The organism is Amycolatopsis keratiniphila, from assembly GCF_000400635.2.
Taxonomy (GTDB): domain Bacteria; phylum Actinomycetota; class Actinomycetes; order Mycobacteriales; family Pseudonocardiaceae; genus Amycolatopsis; species Amycolatopsis keratiniphila.
This window is the reverse complement of sequence record NC_021252.1, coordinates 1,298,559-1,315,877: the sequence shown is the minus strand read 5'-3', so window position 1 is coordinate 1,315,877 and position 17,319 is coordinate 1,298,559. Positions and strand designations below refer to the sequence as shown.

Below are 17,319 nucleotides of genomic sequence, written 5' to 3'. Positions count from 1 at the left end.
TACATACAGGTCTGAACGGATGTTATTCACGGCACGTTGCGTGTCAGGTGACGCAGACGGGCGAGCCACACCCCCGTTAAACAGGGAGAACACGACTCACAGGGGGTAACGATGAAACGGACGAGCATGGTCTTGGCGGCCACCGTCGCCGCCGGTCTGTTGTCGGCGGGCACCGCGTCGGCGAGCGACTGGACGATGAGCTACCTACGGCCGCCAGGTGGAGACGCCATCCGGGTGGTCGGCACCGACGGCGCCGGGAGCTACGCGGGACACTCCAACCGGGGACTGCTCACCTGGTCGGGCTGGATGGTGCGGAACCACGGTTTCCCGGCGGGCTACGACACGGTCGAAGCCGTGGACGAGAACACGTCGAAAGCCATCCTCGCGAACGGGTACGCGAGTTCGACGGCGACGAAACGCTCGTTCGTCTTCCAGAACGGCGCGTTCCAGCTCCTCGAGAAGGTTCCCGGGTACGCCCAGACGGTCGTCACCGGGATGAACAACCGCGGCGACATCGTCGGTCGCGTGTACAACGATCCTCGATACGGCTCGTGGGCCGCGTTCTGGCCGGCCGGCGACCGCGCGCACCCGGTGCTCCTGGACTCCCCGCCGCTGCTCGGCCCGGTGGACATCGACCACGACGGCACGATCCTGATGCAGGAACAGTTAGGCGGCGCCTGGCTCTGGAAGGACGGCGTGGCACGGCAACTCGTCCTCCCCGAGGGCGTCCGTGAGGCACGCGCCATCGCGATCCGGGACGGCAAGGTGCTGGCCGACCTCCAAGGAGGCCAACGGCTTTGGACGGCCCACGACACGTCCATCCCGGTGCCGGAGACCATGACGGTGACCGCGCTGAACGGGTCGGGGCTCCTCACGGGCTGCTTGCGAACCATGGGGACCGACACGATTCCCGCGGCGTGGACGCCGGGCGGCCCGGTCGAGACGCTTCCCGCGCCGTCCAGCGGTTGCGGCGCGATCGTGAGCGACAACGGGGAAATCATGGGGACCCTGCAGGACGACGACTACTACGACAAGCTCGTGGTGTGGCGCCGTGGCTAAAGTCGGGGTATGGATCCCGAAGAGCTTCGGCAGCGGTTCTCCCTGCTGACCACCGCACACCTGACCGACGGCTGCGTCCGCGCCGGCGTTCAGGTCCGGTGCGCGCCCGCGGGCACGCACTCGGTCGTGCCCAGCGCCCGCGTGGCCGGACGGGTCACCCCCGCCCGGCACGTCGGCAGCGTCGACGTCTTCCTGGAGGCGTACGAAACCGCGAACCCCGGCGATGTCCTCGTCGTCGACAACGGCGGCAGGCTCGACGAGAGCTGCGTCGGGGACCTCGCGGTCCTCGAAGCGGAGGCGGCGGGGCTGAGCGGTGTGGTGATCTGGGGGCTGCACCGCGACACCGCCGACATCAAGAAGATCGGGTTGCCGGTGTTCAGTCTCGGCTCGATCCCGACCGGCCCGCTCTCGGTCTCCGCCCGCCCGGACGGCGCGCTCGAATCCGCCGTCGTCGGGGAGTGGACGGTGACGCGGGAAGACCTCGTGTTCGGTGACGAGGACGGCGTCCTGTTCGTCCCGGCCGACCGGGCGGACGAGGTCCTGGACCGCGCCGAAGGCATCCGCGACACCGAGCGCCGCCAGGCCGACCGGATCCGCGCCGGAGAGTCGCTTCGCGAGCAGGTCCGCTTCGCCGACTTCCTCGCGGAGCGGGCGAAGTCGCCTTCGCTGACGTTTCGGCAGCACCTGCGGGCGGTCGGGGGCGCCATCGAGGAGTAGCAAGGGACCTTTGCTACCACCTGACCCGGGGCACACCGCACCCGTCGTCCGTGAAGGCCTCCTTCACTACCTTCAGGGTAGGCAAGGAGGCCTTCACGGCACCGCGAGAGAGCAAGGGACCTTTGCTACCACTCGCGGCCCGGCTCATCCGCGGGCGGCTTGCCTCCCACCGAGCCACAGCAGACCGTCGACGACGAAGCGGTTCTGCACCTCACTGGCGAAGCTCGACGAAAGCGGCTGGTTCGTCTCGTAGTTCATCTTGTTGTGCCCGAAGTTCGCGTAGAGCATCTTGTACTTCGCGTTGGTCCAGAGGATCGGGTAGTACCCGCTGTACCAGGACTGGTTCGGGTCGGTCCCGAGCGGGAAGCTCACCGGGTCCACCGACGCGAGGATCCGGATGTCCGGGTTCCCGCGCAGGTCGCGGTTCCAGGCGTACCACTCGCTCACCGACGAGGTGAACGTCGCGGGCAGCCGCGTGGTCGACGGATGTGGCCGGTTCTCCACCTTCAGCGTCGCCGTCGTCGGACCCCAGGTGTTGGACTTGAACGCGCCCGTGCCGAGGAACCTGTTGTGGTACCAGTCCCAGGTGGACGGATTGGTGTTGAACGCGGCCACGTGGAAGCCGAAGAACGCGCCGCCCGCGTTCATGTAGCGCTCGAAGCCCGAGCGCTGCGCGGAGGTCTGCGGCAGGTCGTCCAGGAACAGCACGACCTGGTACTGCGAGGGCTGCAACGAGCTCAGCCGGTTCCAGTCGTTGGTCGCGGTGTAGCTGAAGTTGTTCTGCGTAGCGGTTTTCGGGAACCACTGATTGGCTTCCTTGACGAAGCTGATGTGCGCCGCGTCGTAGGTGCCGTTGTAGAACGCGAGCACCTTGAACGCGGGTGCCGCCTGTGCCGTCACCGGCGCCAACGCCAGCGCGAGACACGAAACGAACAGCAGAGCGAGCCGGACCGCGAATTTCGTCATACCCCACCACCCATGCCGGAAGCATTTAAGTTCACATCTTGAATTAACACATGACAAAGCGCCAGACCTGCGAAAAAGACGGTTCCCGCTGACCGACACCGGCGCCTATCGATAACCTGGGGATTATGGAACTGCGGGATATCGAGATCTTCCTGGCACTGGCCGACGAACTGCATTTCGGCCGCACCGCGGAACGCCTGCACGTCTCGCAGGCGCGGGTGAGCCAGACGATCAAGCAGGTGGAGCGCCGGATCGGCGTACCGCTGTTCGCCCGCACGAGCAGGCGGGTCCGGCTCACGCCGATCGGCGAGCGACTGCGGGACGACCTCGGCCCCGCCTACCGCGCGCTGCACGAAGGCATCGACCGCGCGATCGCGTCCGGCCGCGGGATCGGCGGCGTGCTGCGGCTGGGCTTCGAAGCACCGGGCGTCGCCGATCTGACCGAAGACCTGCTGGACCGTTTCCGGCAGCGCTACCCGGACACCGAACTGCTCATCCGCGAGGCCGACTTCGCCGACCCGTTCGCGATGCTGCGATCGGGCGAGATCGACGTGCTGGTGACGCTGCTTCCGGTCGACGAACCCGATCTCACGACCGGACCGGCCGTGTACACCGAACCGATGGTGCTCGCTGTGTCGTCGAAACACCCTTTCGCGCGACGCAAGTCAGTCACCCTCGACGACCTCGCCCGCGACACCGTCCTTCGCGCGGCGCATCCGCCGGAGCCGTATTGGATCGAGGAACCGCGACAATGGCTGACGCCGGCCGGGCATCCCGTAAGTCGGGGAACGCCCTTCGCGACCTTTCAAGAGCTACTCGCCGCGATCGCCACCGGTGCCGGTATCTGCCCGCTAGCCGCGCACGCGCGGGAGTACTTCAGCCACCCGCGGATCCGCTTCGTGCCCTTCGCCGGCTCACCCGACGTCGAGTGGGGCCTCGTCTGGCCGCGCTCCGCGGAGACGGCCCGCGTACAGGCCTTCGCCTCCGTCGCTTCGCACCCCTGACCTGCGAAAAGGGAGCAAGGGACCTTTGCTACCACCCGGCTGCCCCACCGACCCCGAACAGCGTGAAGGCCCCCTTCCCTCGGCTGAGCCGAGGGAAGGGGGCCTTCACGGGAAAAGCTAGCCGATGACCTCCTGCAGCCAGCCCTCCTTGAGCTTCACGACCTGCCCGTTCGCAGTGACGGTCGGCGTGCCGAAACCGGGGCCGTTGCCGAAGTCCTGCTGCAGCGACGGGTCCGTCGAGATCTTCTTGTACGCGTCCTGGATCTCCTGGTCGTACGCGCCGCTGTTGACCTTGAGCGCGAAGGCCGGGTCGGTGATGCCGACGTCCTGGCCCAGCTTGATCAGCTGCGCCTTGTCGAACCCGCGGCCGCCTTCCTCCGGCTGGTCCTTGAACAGCGCGTCGTGGAAGGCGAGGAACTTGCCCGCGTCGGCCGCCGCGAGGGAGGCGTTGGCGGAGTCCAGCGAGTAGCCCGGCGGGTCGGAACGCTGGTTCAGCATCGGCAGCATGTGGTACCGGACCTGCAGCGTCCCGTTGTTCACCTGCTCTTCGATCTGCCCCTTGAACGACTCTTCGAACTGCTTGCAGACCGGGCAGAGGAAGTCGGCGTAGATGTCGATGGTCTTCTTCGCCTCGGGCTTGCCGACGACCACGGCGGCCCCGTCGCGCTTCTCGACGACGCCGGGCGCCGACGCGGTCGGCTGTGCCCCGATCACCTTGCCCTCGGTGCTGTCCTTGCTGGACGTCGTCCAGATGACGCCGCCGATCACCAGCGCGGCGAGGACGACCACCGCGACGGTGATCGCGACGACCTTCTTCTTGTCGCCGCCCGCGACGCCCCTGGCCTGTGCCACCGAGCGCGCCGCCGTCTGCTGCTGCTTGCGTTTCCGAGCGTTGCGCTCAGCTCCACCCACGATTATTCGTTCCCTTCAGCGATACCCACATAGTCGTCGTCGGCGGGGGCCCCGGAGTTCCCGAGCCAGCCGTCCACCGACAGCCAGGTCCGCGGCCGCACGATCAGCCACACACCCAAGAGCGCGAATCCGAGGTCCCTGGCGATCTCCTGCGGATACTGCGTCTGATCCGCGGCGATCTGACCGCCACCGCCGAAGCAGCCGCAGTCGATACTCAGCCCGCGCGCCCAGGATTGGGCGATGGCGGCGATGAGCACCGCGAGCAGCAGCACCGACAGCACCGACACCCACCGGGTCACGAACCCGGCGAGCAGGAACAGGCCGAGCGCCAGTTCGACGAGCGGCATGCCGATCGCGACCGGGCGGACGAGCCCGTCCGGCAGGACGTCGAAGGCCTGGACCGCGATGTAGGTCTGCCCCGGATCGCTGATCTTCAGCGCTCCGGAAATCAACCAGACGGCGGCCAGTCCGAGCCGGGCGAGTGTGCCCACGGCGTCGAGTACGACTTGGGGCGGTCTACGCACGGGCCTAGGCTAACCGCCGACCCTGAGAACAATGTGAGGCGGCGGACGGAGGCACCCGATGAGGGGACGCGCCCTGCTGGTGGCCTGCTTGATGCTGGTCACAGCGGCGGCCTGCGGCGAAGAGGCCGGTCCGTCGGATTCTCTCGTCGCGCGCGCCGTCGCGTCCAACAAGCTCACCATCGGCATCCGCTTCGACCAGCCGGGACTTTCCAAAAGAACGATGGACGGCCGTTACGTCGGTTTCGACGTCGACGTGGCGAAGTACGTCGCGAGCGAACTGGGTGTCGACGAGGATCACATCACCTGGCACGACAGCAGGCCGTCGTCCCGCGAGACGGACATCACCTCGGGGATCACGGATCTGATGGTGGCGACCTACTCCATCACCGAAAAACGCAAACAGGTCGTCGCGTTCGCCGGCCCCTATTTCGACACCGGCCAGGATCTCCTCGTCCGCCTCCGGTCGACCGACATCACCGGGCCGGAGAACCTCAACGGCCGCAAGCTGTGCGCCGTGGGCGGCACCACCTCCGCCGAGCAGGTGCGCGACAAGTTCGCCCAGGCCGTGCAGCTCGTCGAGTACCCGCGCTACCAGGACTGCGTCACCGCGCTGCTCGCCGGACAGGTGGACGCGGTGACCACCGACGACGTCATCCTCGCCGGTTACGTGGCGCAGAACCCGGAGCTGCTGAGGGTCGTCGGGAAGCCGTTCTCGAAGGAGAAGTACGGCGTCGGCCTGCGCAAGGACGACACCGAGGGCAAGGCGGCGGTGGCCAAGGCGATCCAGAAGATGATCTCGTCCGGCGAATGGCTCGAATCGCTGAACCGCAACATCGGCCCGTCCGGCTACCGGATCCCGCCTCCTCCGCAGGTCACCGAGAAGTGACCCTTCCCGATCTGCCGGTTCGCGCCGTCCTGCCCGAACTCGAAGCCGCCCTCGACGCCCACGGCACCGCTGTCCTCGTCGCGCCCCCTGGCACCGGCAAGACCACTTTGGTGCCGCTCGCCTTGGACAACGGCGAAGGCCGGGTGATCGTCGCCGAACCGCGGCGGCTCGCCGCCCGGGCCGCGGCCGCGAGGATGGCGTCCCTGCTCGGCGAACGCGTCGGGGAGACGGTCGGCTATTCCGTCCGAGGCGATCGGAAGGTGTCTTCTTCGACGCGGATCGAAGTGGTCACCTCGGGTTTGCTGGTACGGCGGGTGCAGGGCGATCCCGAGCTGGCCGGGGTGTCGGCCGTCCTGCTCGACGAATGCCACGAACGCCATCTCGACGCGGATCTGCTGCTCGCGCTGCTGCTGGACGTGCGCGCCGGGCTGCGGGACGACCTGCGGCTGCTCGCGACGTCCGCCACGGTGGCCTCCGGACGGCTCGCGGCCCTGCTCGGCGACGCGCCGGTGATCAGCGCGCACGCGAGGACCTATCCGGTCGACGTCTCGTACTCCCCGCCCTCGCGCGGCGAGCGGATCGAGGCGACCGTGGCCCGCGTGATCCACAAAGCACTGTCCGAAGGGGACGGTGACGTCCTCGCCTTCCTGCCCGGCGCCGGTGAGATCGCCAGGGTGAGCGGACTTCTCCACGGCCTCGACGCCGACGTGCTGCCCTTGCACGGACGGCTTTCGGCGGCGAGCCAGGACGACGCGCTGCGCCCGCGCGACCGGCGCAGGGTGGTGCTCTCGACGTCGGTCGCCGAGTCCAGCCTGACCGTGCCGGGGGTGCGCGCGGTGGTGGACTGCGGGCTTTCCCGCGTTCCCCGTGTCGATCACCGGCGCGGCTTGCCGGGGCTGGCGACGGTCCGCGTTTCGGCCGCGGTCGCGGAACAGCGAGCCGGCCGCGCCGGACGCGAGGCGCCGGGCCGCGCGTACCGGTGCTGGGCCGCGCATGAGCAAGGGGCGCTGCCCGCCTATCCCGAACCCGAGATCCGGACGGCGGAACTGGCGCGGTTCGCCCTCGAACTCGCCTGCTGGTCCACTCCGGACGGTTCCGGCCTTGCCTGGTGGGACCCTCCCGGCGAAGGCGCGCTGGCGGCCGGACGCGCGTTGCTGACCACCCTCGGGGCGACCACGGAGGACGGCACGGTCACCGAGCGCGGGCGGAAGATGGCCGGGCTGGGCCTGCATCCGCGGCTGGCGAGGGCGTTGCTGGACGGCGCGGCGCGCACCAACGCGCGTTCGGCCGCCGAAGTCGTCGCACTGCTGGACAGCGGCGGCACGCTGACCGACCTCGAAGCCGAGTTGCGCCGAGTACGCGGCGACGAGCGCTGGAAGCGTGACGTGCGAAGGCTTTCCAAGCTGGTGCCCGACGGCGGCAACGCCTCCGATCCGGCGCTGGTGGTGGCGCTCGCGCATCCCGAGCGGCTCGCGCGGCGGCGTGCCGCGGGGACGCCGGTGTACCTGATGGCCGGGGGAACGGCGGCCGAACTCCCGCGCGGCAGCGGGCTGGCCGACGTCGAATGGCTGGCGGTGGCCGAAGCGACCCGGGATCCCGGCCGCGCGCAAGGCGTCATCCGCCTGGCCGCGCCCGCCGACGAAGACCTCGCCGTCCGCGCGGCGCCGAATCTGGTGTCCTCTGTGGACGAAGTGCACTGGGCTTCCGGTGATGTCGTCGCGCGCTCGGTGCGACGGCTCGGCGCGATCGTGCTCTCGGAGAAGCCGCTGCGCTCGCCCGCGCCGGACGCGATCCGCGCCGCGCTGCTGGACGGATTGCGCACCGAGGGGCTCGGCCTGCTGCGCTGGTCGGAGGACGGGAAGCGACTGCGCGAACGTCTGTCCTTCCTGCACCGGGTACTGGGGCCACCTTGGCCCTCCGTCGCCGACGCCGACCTGATGTCCACTTTGGACAGCTGGCTCGACCTCGGTACGGCACGCCGCCGATCGGATCTGGCCTCGCTGGACGCGGGTGCCGCGCTGCGCGGTCTGCTCCCCTGGCCCGAGGCGTCGCGTTTGGACGAACTGGCGCCGGACCGGCTGGAGGTGCCGTCGGGTTCGCGGATCCGGGTCGACTACTCGGGCGAGCAGCCTGTGCTGGCGGTCAAACTGCAGGAGACCTTCGGCTGGCTCGCGACGCCGGAGCTGGCGGGTGTCCCCGTCGTGCTCCACCTGCTCTCCCCCGCCGGGCGGCCCGCCGCGGTCACCGCCGATCTGGAATCGTTCTGGTGCAACGGTTACGCTGCCGTACGGGCCGATCTTCGCGGACGCTACCCGAAACATCCGTGGCCGGAGGACCCGCTGACCGCCGCGCCCACCCGGCGCACGTCACGAGGTCAGTCCATCAACTGATGCTGAGGTCTGGTCGGCAACTGCGCCGCCAACTCCTCGTCGTCCTCACGTTCGTTGAGCCCCAGCTGCACGGCGCTGCGGATCTGCTCCCGGTTCTCCCGCACCACATGCGCGAAGAACTCGTCGATCCGCGGATCGGTCAGCACTTCGAGGATCACGCGCATCGCGGTGTCGATCACCGAACGCACCACCTCGTCGTGGAACGGCAGCTTCGAAAGCCGGCCGGCCTGCGGGTCGTTCTTGAGTTTCTCCGCGATGATCCCCCGCAGCAGCGTCTGGTTCTCGCCGAGTGAGCGCGCGAGGTTCTGCGGATAGTTCCCGGTTTCCAGTACCTTCACGACCTCGTCGAGCACCGCAATCGTGATCGGCTTCTTGATCGCCAGCACGATCGGCCGCGAAAGCCTTTCGACCAGCCGCTGCGTGAACCGCTCCCCGAACGCGCGGTCCGCCGTCCGGGCGAGCCGGACCAGGACCACGATGATCCGCAACAGCCGGAAACCGCGCAGTGCCGGATGCGCGATGGGGATCATGCCGAGGATTTCGTACCAATTGCGCAGCGGGAACCGTTTCTCCCAGCCGTTGCGCCGCCACCGCCAGAGGAATTCCAGCGCGAAGATGCCGCACACCGTCGTGTCGATGACGAAGACGCGGTGCGCCGTCTCCTCCGAATGCGGGAAGAACGTCACGTAGGCGAGCAGCCCGACGGAGAACACGGCGAGGACGAGCATCACCAGGTCGAGCGGATTCACGCGCCGTTGTTCGCGGGTGGTCATGGCGCCGATTCTGCCTTTCCGCGGCGACTCGTGCCGAGCGGCACCTGCCGAAAGTAAGGGGTAGCCGATGACTTCGGGGCAATGACCGCGGGTGTCCCCGCATCGGAGGATTCGGGGACACGAAGGAGGACGCGGATGATCACGCTTCGAGGACTCACGAAGCGCTATGGCGAGAAGACGGTGGTCGACGGGCTGACCTTCGCCGTCGAGCCGGGCAAGGTGACCGGCTTCCTCGGTCCCAACGGCGCGGGCAAGTCGACGACCATGCGGATGACGCTCGGCCTCGACGTGCCGAGCGCGGGCGAAGTCCGCATCGACGGCAAGAGGTACGAGGACCTGCGCTTCCCGCTGCGCGAGGTCGGCGCGCTGCTGGAGGCCAAGGCACTGCATCCCGGCCGGAGCGCGGGCAAGCACCTGCTGGCGATGGCGCGCAGCAACGGGATCCCGGCGAGCCGGGTGGACGAAGTGCTCGCGACGGTGGGCCTCACCGACGTCGCGGGCAAACGCGCCGGGACGTTCTCCCTCGGCATGGGGCAACGGCTCGGGATCGCCGGCGCCCTGCTGGGTGACCCTGGCGTGCTGATGTTCGACGAACCGGTGAACGGGCTCGACCCCGACGGCGTCCGCTGGGTGCGGCACCTGATGCGTTCGCTCGCGGAGGAGGGCCGCACGGTGTTCGTGTCGAGCCATCTGATGAGCGAGATGCAGCTGACCGCCGACCGGCTGGTCGTCATCGGCAAGGGAAGGCTCCTCGCCGACGCGCCGGTCGACGAATTCATCGCGGGCAATTCGCGGACGTCGGTCGTGGTGCGGGTGCCCGCTCCCGCCGACCTGCGTGTCCTCGACCAGCGCCTTCGCGCACTCGGCGCGGCCACGGAAGCCGATCAGGACGAACTGCTGGTGCACGACCTGCCCGTTCATCTCGTCGGCGACGCGGTGCACGAACTCGGGATCCGGGTGCACGGGCTGACCGAGCGGACGGCCTCGCTCGAACAGGCGTACATGGAACTGACCGCGTCGTCGGTCGAATACGGAACGGGAGTCGCGGCATGAAGTCACTCATGGTCCTGGTGGCGGTGATCGCCGGCCTGCTGGGGGTGCCGGCGGTCGCGTCGGCGGCACCGGCGCTGTCGCTGCCCGCGCCGGACGGCCCGTTCCCGATCGGACTGCGCACGCTGCATCTCACCGATCAGCGGAGAGCCGATCCCTGGGTGCCCGAAAAGCGCCGGGAACTGATGGTCAACGTCTGGTATCCGGCCGTGCCGATCGGGCGCGCGCCGCGGTACATGACCGAGGCGGAGTCGGCGGCCGCGGTCGCCGGGCGGAAACTCGACCTGCCGCCGGACGCGTTGAGCAAGGTGCGGGTCCACTCGCGGGAGAACGCGCCCTCATTGCCGGGGCGGCGTCCGCTGGTGGTGCTTTCGCCGGGCGCGGGCAACAACCGGATCACCCTGACCTCGGTGGCCGAACACCTTGCCGCGCAAGGCTTCGTGGTCGCCGGGATCGACCACGCCTACGAAGCCTGGGCGACGGAATTCCCCGACGGCCTGCGCCAGTGTGTCGCTTGTGGACTTCCCGGCGAGCCGTGGCCCGCCGCGATCGCGAACCGCGCCGTGGACACCACGTTCGTCGTCGACACGCTGCTGAAGGACCGGCGCTGGTCGATCGACGCGACGAAGATCGGGATGGCCGGTCACTCCGCCGGGGGTTCGGCGACCGCCGCCGCGATGACCGCCGACCGGCGGATCAAGGCGGGCGTGAACGTCGACGGCCCGTTCTACGGCGGCGTCTCGCTCGACCGGCCGTTCCTGCTGCTGACCAGCCCGACCGGCGAGAAGTACTTCCGCGCGTCCTGGGACGAGACGTGGCCGCGGCTCACCGGCCCGAAGAAGCAGGACCTGGTCGAGAACAGCGGCCATTCGTCGGTGACCGACGCGGCGATCCTGATCGACCAGCTGGGGCTGCGACCGCAGCTCCCGCCGACCGAGATCGAGAACCAGTACGGCTCGATCGACTCGCGGAAGGCGCTGGAGTTCTTCCGTACCGAGTTGACCGGTTTCTTCAAGCAGTGGAGCGCACGATGAACGCGATCTCTTCGGAATGGACCAAGTTCTGGTCGGTCCGGTCGACCTGGTGGTGCCTGATCGGCGGCGTCTTCCTGATGCTCGCCTACTCGGCGGCTCTCGGCTTCGCCCTCCAGGACGGCAGCGACCGTCCGATGGCCCCGCACGCCGTGGTGACCGGAGCGGCGTTCTATCTCACGCAGTTCGCCGTGGTCGCGCTGGCGACGCTGTTCATCACGAGCGAATACGCGAGCGGCAGTATCCGTTCGTCGCTGCAGTGGGTCCCGGTGCGGAACCGGGTCCTCGCGGCGAAGTCGGCCGTCCTGCTGCCGGTGCTGTTCGGCTACGGCGTGCTGAACACGCTCGCCGGCGTGGCGGTCTCGGCGCCGCTGATCCCCGCGCCCGACTCGTCGTTGGGCGAAGTACTCGCGACCGCGGCGGGCATGGGGGCCTACTTCGCGCTACTCGGACTGCTCTGTCTCGGTCTGGGGACGGCGCTGCGTTCGACGGCGGGAACGATCGTGTCGGTGTTCGTGCTGCTGGTGATGATCCCGATGTTCGCCGGTTCGCTCGGCTGGGAAGACCTCGTGAACTACTTCCCCGGCTTCGCTGGCGTCAACGCGATGGTCACGCCCGGGGAGCGGAATCCGATCTTCGGCGGTGTCGCGCCCTACGCGCCTTGGGTCGGCGTCGCGCTCTGTGCGGCTTGGGCTGCGGCTGGGCTTGTCACCGGTTCCACCGTCCTGCGGCGGCGCGACGCCTGACGGGAAGCAAGGGACCTTTGCTACCACCCGGGTGCCTGAGCATGTCGCCTCGTTCCAGGACCGCCGAGCCGACGCCCCACGTGGTAGCAAAGGTCCCTTGCTCTCTTTCCGCAGGTGTGCGCTGTGACCGTGTGGATTTTGGGACGTCAGATGTCCCAAAATCCACACGGTCGCCGGATACCGACCCGTGAGCGACAGCAAAGGTCCCCTGCTCTCTTTCCGCAGGTCAGCGCCCCAAGTGGTAGCAAAGGTCCCTTGCTACCCAGCCACCCCGAGCCCCGCCAAAACCTCCCGCGCCCCCCGCGTCAGCTCCTCCAACCCCGGCGGCCGCAGCGAGCCGGTCCCCGCCAGCGCGTCGAACACCGTCCCCTCCAGCCAAGCGACCAGCACCCGCGCGTGCCGCTCAGGATCCGCCGATCCGCACGCCGTGAGCACCTCCGCGCACCGCCGCCGGATCACCAGCCCGCCCCGGTCGTAGGCCTCCCGCAGCTCCGGCCGCCGCGTCGCCTCCAGCGCGAACTCGTACCGCGCGAGCATCCGCGTCCGCCCCTTCGTGATCGCCGCGTGCGCGAACCCCGCGACATACTCCGCCAGCTGCCCGGGCGGCGGGTCGAGGGTGACCTCGTCGAGTTCGACCATCCGCGAGATCGCCAGTTCCAGCAGCGCCGCCCGCGTCCGCGCGTAGTACGAGGTTGAACCCGGCGGCAGTCCGGCGAACCGATCGACCGCGCGATGCGTCAGCCCCCGCATCCCCTCGGCCGCGATGACCTCGATGGCCGCGTCCCCGATCGTCGCCTTTCGCACTCTACAAGTGTAGTAGTACTCTACAAATGTAGAGGAGGTCGACATGCGTAAAGCGATCATGATCGGCGGGGGAATCGGCGGACTGAGCGCCGCCATCGGGCTGAACGGCATCGGCTGGGAGGTCACCGTCCTCGAACGAGCACCGGAACTCACCGCGGTCGGCGCGGGTATCTCCCTGTGGCCGAACGCCCTGCGTTCACTCGAGACACTGGGCGTCCACCTCGGCAAGCTGCGGGAACAATCGTCCGGCGGGCTCCACGACCGCGAGGGCCGCCGCATCACCCGATGGGATGCCGAGGCGTTCCGCCGTCATCACGGCCGCCCGCTCGCCGCCATCCACCGCGCGGATCTCATCGGCGCGCTCCACGACGCCCTTCCCGACGGTTGCGTCCGCACCGGCGTCGAGGTGACCCGCCTCGACGACCTCGACGCCGACGTCATCGTCGCCGCGGACGGGATCCACAGCACGGCCCGGAAACAGCTGTGGCCACGACACCCCGAACCGGTCTACAGCGGCAGCACGGCCTTCCGCGCGGTGACCACCCTCCCGCACCGCACAAAACTGAGCACGAGCTGGGACGACGGCGCCGAGATCGGCGTCATCCCGTTGCACGATGACAGCGTCTACTGGTGGGCGAGCTACGTCGCCGAACCGGGCATCCGCCACGAAGACCCGAAGTCGTATCTGCGAGACCGCTTCGGCGGCTGGCACGACCCCATCCCCGAACTCATCGAGGCGACCGCGCCCGAGACGCTGCTCCACCACGATCTCGACTTGCTCGGCACTCCCCTGCCCGCCTACGTGAAGGGCCGCGTCGCACTGCTCGGCGACGCGGCCCACGCGATGCCGCCGTTCCTCGGCCAGGGCGGCTGCCAGGCGATCGAAGACGCCGTCGTTCTCGCCGCCGCGCTCAGCACCACCGAAGACGTCGACGCGGCACTGAAGAGTTACGACGAGCAGCGCCGCCCCCGCAGCCAAGGCGTCGTGAAAGCCTCGGTCCGGGCGGGAAAGGTCGGGCCGCAGCTGCGCAATCCGCTCGCCGTGGCCGTCCGCAATGGCGTGTTCCGCCTGCTCCCCGGCGCGGTCGCCGCCCGCATCGGCGCCGGCGTCAGCGGCTGGACTCCTCCCGTCCCCCGCCGACCAGCCCCGCCTCGTACGCGGTGATCGCCGCCTGCACCCGGTTCCGCGCGCCGAGCCGGTTGAGGATCGTGCTCACGTAGGCCTTCACCGTGCCCTCGACGACGAACAGTTTCGCGGCGATGTCCGCATTGGACAGTCCGGAACCCAGCAGCGCCAGCACTTCCTGCTCACGCGGGGTCAGTTTCCCGATCAGCGCCTTCGCCTCTTCGGCGCGGGACACCTGGTTGCCGGAAAAGCGGGCGATGACCCGCTGCGCGACCTTCGGCGAAAGGAACGCCGCCCCGCCCGCGACCGCGTGGATGCCGCCGAGCAGTTCGCGGGGATCGCCGGACTTCAACAGGAAACCGCTCGCGCCCAGGCCGAGCGCGCGCTCGATGTAGGCGTCCTCGCCGAACGTCGTCAGCATGATCACGCCGACGTCGGGCAGCAGCCGCCGGATCTCTTCGGCCGCCTTGAGCCCGTCCATCACCGGCATCCGGATGTCGAGGAGCACGACGTCCGGCCTGGTCGCGCGGGTCTGCTCGACGGCGGCGCGCCCGTCCTCGGCCTCCGCGACCACCTCGATCCCGGCGTCCGCGGCCAGGATGGCCGACACCCCGGCGCGGATCATCGCCTCGTCATCGGCCAGCACCACCCGGATCATCCGGGTCCCCCCTTTTCTCGTCTTCCGTGATCACGTCCTTCGCCACGAGTCTCCCGTCGGCGAAGCACAGCCTGTAGGCCTCGTAGTTCAAGTTGAACACGCTGCGCTCGGTGCCGTAGTACTCGCATGCCGCCCCCGCGGGCACCGGCGGCTCCACCGCACGCGGTCGCGCGATCCGTTGCCCCGACGGCAGCAGGGAGGCGATCTCCGCGCGCGTCTGGCCGATCCGGATGCGGTCGTAGTCGCCGACGGCGAGTTCCGAGCGGTACCACTGGACGAGGAACACGGTCCCGCTGATCCCGACCACCACGCCGAAAAGCCCGATCGGCACGACGATCGCCTGGATCAGGCTGCGCCGGACGTCCCGGCGGGCCCGTTCCAGTTCCCTCGCCGACATCGACTGCCCCACCTCGGCGTCCATCGCCGCCTGGCTCTCCGGTGATTCCTCCGACGGCGCCGCGTCGTGTGGCAGGGTCGCGCTGACCTCGAATCCGCCGTCACGAGGCCCTGCCCGCAGGGTCCCGCCGACCAGCCGGACCCGTTCGCGCAGGCCGATCAGCCCGCGTTTGCCCGACGTCCGGCCCGGGAGCGGGCCCGCGGGCGGCGCGGCGTTGGTGACCACGACGTCCGTCCGCCCCGCGGATCGCACGACCCGGACCGTGACCGCGGCACCCGGCGCGTGTTTCACCACGTTCGTGACCGATTCCTGGACCACGCGATACGCGGCACGATCGACCATCGGCGGCTCACCGTCGGCCGGTTGGTCCACAGAGGACTCGATCAGCACGCCCGAAGCCCTCGTCCGGTCGAGCAGTTCGTCGATGCTCTCGTGCACCGGCTCGGTCGGCGCGTCGTCCTCGCGCAGGACACCGATGATCTCGCGCAGCCGTTCGGTCGCCGTCGCGGCGCTCTGCCGCAGCTCACCTGCGGCCTGCCGCTGCGGTTCGTCGAGTCCTCCCGCGACCTCCAGCGCCGCCGCGCGCACCGCGATCAGGCTCAGCTCGTGGCCCAGCGAATCGTGCATGTCGCTGGCGATCCGGGTGCGCTCGCGCAGCCGCGCGCGGTCGGCGACGAGCCGCTGACGGCTCTCCATCTCCTCGGCGCGCCGCCAGCCGTCGCGCGCCATGTCCTCGCGCTGCCGGACGTACCTGCCCAGCAACCAGGGCGTCACCCCCGCGAAGACCAGGACACCGAGCAACGCGCCCCAGGCCGCGAAGCCGTCGTCGCTCCACAGCAGCGCCACCGGGACAGCGACCACCGAAACGGCGGCGAAAAGGCGAAGCATCGGTTTCGCGACCGGGTGCCGATAGCCGGCGAGATAACCGACCGCGACGAGGACGAACCCTTCCCAGATCGGCACCCGGCCACCGAAACTGCCCAGCACGATGAAGCTCGCGACCATGGCGACGGCGAGCGAGACCAGCGGATACCGGCGCGCCACCGCGATCGCGGCCGTGGTCGCGACGAGCCCGAAGAGCAGTTCCCAGTGCTTGGTGCTGGACCCGGCGTCGATGACCACCCAACCGCAGAGCCCGAGCCACAGCGCGACGTCCATCAACAGCCGCCGCCCGCGCCGCACGGGCTCCTCTCCGTCCATCACAGCCCTGGACGCTACAAGCCGTGACGAGCGGTCCGCCATGGACGAAAGTAAAGGTCCCCTGCTTCCCGGGCCCGATGAGGCATGATGATCGACCATGGCCGAGCGCACACTCACCGGTCAGCTAGGCGGTCCTGTCCCGGCAGGCATCGAAGCGCTGGCCGACCACGAGAAACAGGACCTCTCCGACGCGCTGCGCGACGCGCGCCACCGCCAGGCCAAGGCGTTGGCCGAAGCGGGCGAAGAGGGCTTGAAGTACGTACCTGCGCTTCTGCGCGGCGCCGTTCGCAAGGTGGTGGGCCTGTGACCACCGAAAACTTCGCTTCGCAGGCGGAGATCCTCAAGCTCGCGCGTGTCCTGGGCACCTCCCCGGAGCGGCTCTCCTACCTGGAGAACGTCGACGCCGCCGAGCTCCAGGCGTTCCGCGAGCAGGTCACGGACACGCTGTTCGACGCCAACCTCGCCGCGTTGGAGCGGATGGCGATGGCGAGCAAGCTCGTCCCGAGCCCGATCCTCGCGAAGATCGCCGAGAAGGTCTTCGGCCCGCTTCTGTGCGCGCGGATCGCCGGGCTGGTGGACGTCTCCCGGGGCGTCGACGTCGCGAAGCGGCTGAAGCCGCCGTTCCTGGCCGACGTCGCGGCAGAACTGGACCCGCGCCGGGCGAGCGCGATCATCGCGCGGATCCCGCTCGACACCGTCGTCGAGGTGGCCGGTGAGCTGGTGCGCCGCGAGGACTGGATCACCGTCGGCCGGTTCGTCGGCCACCTGCCCGATCCGACCGTGCGCCGGGCGCTGGCCGTCATCGGCGACGAGGCGCTGATCCGGATCGCGTTCGTCCTCGACGACAAGAGCCGGATCGATCACGTCCTCGGCCTGCTCCCCGAGGCCCGCTTCCGCGGTCTCCTGCAGGTCGCGGCCGCCGACGAGGACCTGTGGGCGCCGGTGCTCGACCTGCTCACGCACCTGAGCGAGAAGCGGGTCGAGCAGTGGTCGCACCTGCTCGGCGATCTCCCGCCCGCCTTGCGCGAGCGCGTCCAGGAGACCCTCGACCAGGCCTCCTGACCACCGCGGGGGAG

The 17,319-nt window shown here is 69.4% G+C and carries 18 protein-coding genes; 11 read left to right on the top strand and 7 right to left on the bottom strand.

Translation table 11 applies throughout. From position 1 onward, the window contains the following. The first annotated feature begins 111 nt into the window (after positions 1–111). Both AORI_RS47430 and AORI_RS47425 read left to right on the top strand, forming a co-directional pair. Positions 112–1,059, top strand: coding sequence for a hypothetical protein (locus AORI_RS47430; RefSeq protein ID WP_016331677.1), 948 nt, complete (start codon positions 112–114; stop codon positions 1,057–1,059). A gap of 9 nt (positions 1,060–1,068) precedes the next feature. Further along, positions 1,069–1,776 carry an RraA family protein gene (locus AORI_RS47425; RefSeq protein ID WP_016331676.1) on the top strand — a complete coding sequence of 236 codons (708 nt, stop codon included), beginning with the start codon at positions 1,069–1,071 and terminating at the stop codon, positions 1,774–1,776. Positions 1,777–1,920: 144 nt separating this feature from the next. Here AORI_RS47425 and AORI_RS47420 read toward each other — a convergent pair whose 3' ends face one another. Further along, entirely contained in the window at positions 1,921–2,742 is an 822-nt protein-coding gene (locus AORI_RS47420; RefSeq protein ID WP_016331675.1) for a ThuA domain-containing protein, read from the bottom strand. A 125-nt stretch (positions 2,743–2,867) separates the two neighbouring features. Here AORI_RS47420 and AORI_RS47415 point away from each other — a divergent pair, with 125 nt between their 5' ends. Continuing rightward, on the top strand, positions 2,868–3,746 hold the full coding sequence (locus AORI_RS47415) for a LysR family transcriptional regulator (protein WP_016331674.1): 879 nt from the start codon (positions 2,868–2,870) through the stop codon (positions 3,744–3,746). A gap of 117 nt (positions 3,747–3,863) precedes the next feature. Here AORI_RS47415 and AORI_RS47410 read toward each other — a convergent pair whose 3' ends face one another. After that, positions 3,864–4,658, bottom strand: coding sequence for a DsbA family protein (locus AORI_RS47410; RefSeq protein ID WP_016331673.1), 795 nt, complete (start codon positions 4,656–4,658; stop codon positions 3,864–3,866). Positions 4,659–4,660: 2 nt separating this feature from the next. After that, complete coding sequence (locus AORI_RS47405; protein ID WP_016331672.1) at positions 4,661–5,149, bottom strand: MauE/DoxX family redox-associated membrane protein; 489 nt, start codon at positions 5,147–5,149, stop codon at positions 4,661–4,663. A gap of 91 nt (positions 5,150–5,240) precedes the next feature. Here AORI_RS47405 and AORI_RS47400 point away from each other — a divergent pair, with 91 nt between their 5' ends. Beyond that, on the top strand, positions 5,241–6,068 hold the full coding sequence (locus AORI_RS47400) for a glutamate ABC transporter substrate-binding protein (protein WP_016331671.1): 828 nt from the start codon (positions 5,241–5,243) through the stop codon (positions 6,066–6,068). Beyond that, positions 6,065–8,458, top strand: a complete 2,394-nt coding sequence (hrpB, locus tag AORI_RS47395) for an ATP-dependent helicase HrpB (RefSeq protein WP_016331670.1) — start codon at positions 6,065–6,067, stop codon at positions 8,456–8,458. Before AORI_RS47400 ends, hrpB begins: the two co-directional genes overlap by 4 nt. On the opposite strand, the gene AORI_RS47390 is transcribed toward hrpB, so the two are convergent. Beyond that, on the bottom strand, positions 8,443–9,231 hold the full coding sequence (locus tag AORI_RS47390) for an ion transporter (RefSeq protein WP_016331669.1): 789 nt from the start codon (positions 9,229–9,231) through the stop codon (positions 8,443–8,445). The two genes, hrpB and AORI_RS47390, sit on opposite strands and share 16 nt — an antisense overlap. Before the next feature lie 135 nt (positions 9,232–9,366). On the opposite strand from AORI_RS47390, the gene AORI_RS47385 reads away from it, so the two are divergent. Genes AORI_RS47385 through AORI_RS47375 form a run of 3 tightly spaced genes read left to right on the top strand, consistent with a single transcriptional unit; the run spans position 9,367 to position 12,058 of the window. Next, positions 9,367–10,284 carry an ABC transporter ATP-binding protein gene (locus AORI_RS47385; protein ID WP_016331668.1) on the top strand — a complete coding sequence of 306 codons (918 nt, stop codon included), beginning with the start codon at positions 9,367–9,369 and terminating at the stop codon, positions 10,282–10,284. Then, the gene (locus AORI_RS47380; RefSeq protein WP_016331667.1) at positions 10,281–11,315 is read left to right on the top strand and encodes an alpha/beta hydrolase family protein; all 1,035 of its coding nucleotides are present in this window, start codon (positions 10,281–10,283) and stop codon (positions 11,313–11,315) included. Before AORI_RS47385 ends, AORI_RS47380 begins: the two co-directional genes overlap by 4 nt. Further along, positions 11,312–12,058: an ABC transporter permease gene (locus AORI_RS47375; protein WP_016331666.1), complete on the top strand. Its 747-nt coding sequence runs from the start codon at positions 11,312–11,314 to the stop codon at positions 12,056–12,058. Before AORI_RS47380 ends, AORI_RS47375 begins: the two co-directional genes overlap by 4 nt. Before the next feature lie 258 nt (positions 12,059–12,316). Here AORI_RS47375 and AORI_RS47370 read toward each other — a convergent pair whose 3' ends face one another. Next, entirely contained in the window at positions 12,317–12,862 is a 546-nt protein-coding gene (locus AORI_RS47370; RefSeq protein ID WP_016331665.1) for a TetR/AcrR family transcriptional regulator, read from the bottom strand. Positions 12,863–12,905: 43 nt separating this feature from the next. Between AORI_RS47370 and AORI_RS47365 the strand changes: the two genes are divergently transcribed. Further along, entirely contained in the window at positions 12,906–14,027 is a 1,122-nt protein-coding gene (locus tag AORI_RS47365; protein ID WP_043847926.1) for an FAD-dependent monooxygenase, read from the top strand. On the opposite strand, the gene AORI_RS47360 is transcribed toward AORI_RS47365, so the two are convergent. Then, on the bottom strand, positions 13,972–14,646 hold the full coding sequence (locus tag AORI_RS47360) for a response regulator transcription factor (RefSeq protein ID WP_016331664.1): 675 nt from the start codon (positions 14,644–14,646) through the stop codon (positions 13,972–13,974). The two genes, AORI_RS47365 and AORI_RS47360, sit on opposite strands and share 56 nt — an antisense overlap. After that, complete coding sequence (locus AORI_RS47355) at positions 14,621–16,243, bottom strand: sensor histidine kinase (protein ID WP_228688394.1); 1,623 nt, start codon at positions 16,241–16,243, stop codon at positions 14,621–14,623. Before AORI_RS47355 ends, AORI_RS47360 begins: the two co-directional genes overlap by 26 nt. 97 nt (positions 16,244–16,340) lie before the next feature. On the opposite strand from AORI_RS47355, the gene AORI_RS47350 reads away from it, so the two are divergent. After that, positions 16,341–16,550 (top strand): hypothetical protein, encoded by a 210-nt coding sequence (locus AORI_RS47350; RefSeq protein ID WP_016331662.1) that lies wholly within the window; start codon positions 16,341–16,343, stop codon positions 16,548–16,550. Next, the gene (locus AORI_RS47345; protein WP_016331661.1) at positions 16,547–17,305 is read left to right on the top strand and encodes a hypothetical protein; all 759 of its coding nucleotides are present in this window, start codon (positions 16,547–16,549) and stop codon (positions 17,303–17,305) included. Before AORI_RS47350 ends, AORI_RS47345 begins: the two co-directional genes overlap by 4 nt. The last annotated feature ends 14 nt before the right edge of the window (positions 17,306–17,319 follow it).